Genomic DNA, 2949 nt, shown 5'->3' on the forward strand with positions numbered 1-2949 from the left:
AGAATGCTGTTGGCCGTCGCGATGCCGATACACAGAATGGTGCCGGTGAGCGCCGGCACGCTCACGCGGGTGCCGGTGCTGAACAGCATCCACGCGATGCCCGCGAGCGACCCCGGCAAGCCGCTGACGATGATGAACGGGTCGAGCCACGACTGGAAGTTCACGACCATCAGCAGATAGACGAGCGCGATCGCGAACACGAGACCGCTTGCGAGGCCGCTGAACGAGTCGTGCATTGCCTGCACCTGGCCGCGCACGACGATCGACGCGCCAGGCGGCAGTTGCGGCCGGATCTGGTCGACGAGCCGGGTCACGTCGGTCGCGACGCCGCCGAGGTCGCGCCCTTGCGTCGACGCGAAAATGTCGAGCACCGGCTGCACGTTGTAGTGCGTGACGACGCCCTGCTGGGTGCCGCGCGTCAGCGTGCTCAACGCGCCAAGCAGGTTCTGCGGGGCGGGCGCGCCAGGGACGGCCGACGTCAAGCCGCTCTGCGCGACCGGAATATTGGCGAGCGCCTGCAGCGAATTGATGTCGTACTGAGGCATCATCGCCATCAGCGGATAGCTGACGCCGTTGCGCGGATCGAGCCAGAAATTGGGCGTGGTCTGTGAGCTGCCGGACAGCGCGATCAGAAGGTTCTGCGACACGTCGCGTTGCAGCAGGCCGGCCTGGATCGCCCGCGTGCGGTCGACATTGACGTTGATCGCGGGCGCGTCGCCGGGCTGCTGGATGCGCGCGTCGACGAGGCCGCGCACGCCGCGCAGTTGCGCGAGCAGCTTGTTGGCGACGACGCGGTTCGCGCCGAGCTTGTTGCCGACGATCTGGACATCGATCGGCGCGGGCAAGCCGAAGTTGAGAATCTGGCTGACGATGTCGGCGGGCAGGAACGCGAACGTGACGCCGGGGAAATCGTTCGTGAGCGTCGTGCGAAGCTTTGCCACGTACTGCGCAGTGGGTTGGTGCTTCGGCGCGAGCGAGATCATCACGTCGGCGTCTTCCGGGCCGATCGGGTCGGACGAATCGTAGGTCAGGTTGATGCCGCTGACCGGCACGCCGATGTTGTCCAGCACCGCCGAGAGTTGCGACTGCGGAATCACGCTGCGCACGCGCGCTTCGACTTCGTCGGTGATGCGCGCGGTGTCCTCGATCCGCGTGCCGGTCGGCGCGCGCAGATGCAGGCGGATCTCGCCGGTATCGACAGCGGGGAAGAAGTCGCGCCCGGCGAAGGGCAGCAGCGCGAGCGAGCCGATGCACAGCGCAAGGAAGATCGCGATGAAGCGCCGCGGACTCGCCAGCGCCGCGTCGAGCACGCCGCGATAGCCTTTGCGCAGCCCTTCGAAGCGATGTTCGAAGGCGGCCTGGAAGCGGATCAGACGCGCGATCGGTCCGTTGCCGCTGACCGGCGTCTGGCTGCGGGCGCGCATCAGATACATCGCGAGGGTCGGCACCAGCGTGCGCGAGAAGAAGTACGACGCGATCATCGCGAACACCACCGCTTCGGCCATCGGCACGAACAGATAGCGCGCGACGCCGGACAGCAGGAACATCGGCACGAACACGATGCAGATCGACAGCGTCGAGACGAACGTCGGCACTGCGATTTCGCCGGAGCCGTTCAGGATCGCGTCGTAGAGCGGCTCGCCGTTTTCCAGGTGATGCGTGATGTTTTCGATCGCGACCGTGGCGTCGTCGACGAGAATCCCCACCGCAAGCGCGAGGCCGCCGAGCGTCATGATGTTGATGGTCTGGCCGAGCGCCGACAGCGCGATCAGCGAGGTCAGCACCGCGAGCGGAATCGACACCGCGATGATCAGCGTCGCGCGCCAGCTGCCGAGAAACAGCAGGATCATCAGCGCGGTCAGCCCGGCGGCGATCAGCGCCTCGCGAGCGACGCCCATCACCGCCGACTTCACGAACACCGACTGATCCGCTAGCGCGGTGATGTGCAAGGCGCTCGGCAGGCCGGCCTCGATATGCGGCAGCATCGACTTGACCTGCTGGATGATCGTCAGCGTCGAGGTGCTGCCTGATTTTTCGATGGTCAGCAGCGCGCCGCGCTTGCCGTCGGCGCGCACGATGTTGGTCTGCGGCGCGTAGCCATCGCGCACATGGGCGACGTCGCGCACATACACCACGCCGCCTGCCACCGTTTTGACCGGCAGATCGTTCAGCGCCGCGACCGTGTCGGTGCTGCCGTTCATCTGCACGTTGTATTCCTTCGTGCCGATCTTCGCGGTGCCGCCGGGCAGGATCAGGTTCTGCGCGTTGACGGCGTTGACCACGTCGAGCGGCGCCAGCCCTTTGGCCTGCAACGCGCGCGGGTCGATGTCGACCATGATCTGACGCACCTTGCCGCCGAACGGCAACGGCACCGCCGCGCCTTGCACGGTCGCCAGCTGCGTGCGGATCGCGCTATTGCCGAGGTCGTACAGCTGCTGTTCGGACAGGGTGTCGCTGGAGAGCCCGAGTTGCAGGATCGGCACCGTCGACGCGCTGTACGTGATGATGTTCGGCGGCAGCGTGCCCGGCGGCAGCACGCGCAGCATCGACTCGGCGCTCGACCCCGCCTCGGCGATCGCGCGATTGATGTCCGCGCCCTGATGAAAAAAGATCTTCACCACCGAGACGCCGTTCAGCGATTGCGACTCGATGTGCTCGATGTCGTCGACACTCGAAGTCAGCGCGCGCTCGTAATTCGACGTGATGCGATTGGCCATGTCCTCCGCGGAAAAGCCGTTATACGTCCAGACGATGCTGACGACAGGGATGTCGATATTCGGGAAGATATCGGTCGGCGTACGCAGTATCGCAAGCGGGCCGACAATAAAGATCAGCACGGCGAGGACCACGAAGGTGTAGGGCCGGCGCAGTGCGAGCGTGACGATCCACATGACTGTTTCCTGAAAAGAAGCGAAGGAAGGCGCGCGTCGTGCCGGTGCCGCAAGGGGC

The 2949-nt window shown here is 65.7% G+C and carries 1 protein-coding gene; it reads right to left on the bottom strand.

The features are described from left to right. Window positions 1-2891 (bottom strand): efflux RND transporter permease subunit (locus P0D89_RS51950; protein WP_408379476.1); only part of this gene is annotated, 2891 nt, incomplete at its 3' end. Window positions 2892-2949: the final 58 nt, after the last annotated feature.

Origin of the sequence: Paraburkholderia sp. RL18-085-BIA-A (assembly GCF_046027075.1) — a bacterium.
Taxonomy (GTDB): domain Bacteria; phylum Pseudomonadota; class Gammaproteobacteria; order Burkholderiales; family Burkholderiaceae; genus Paraburkholderia.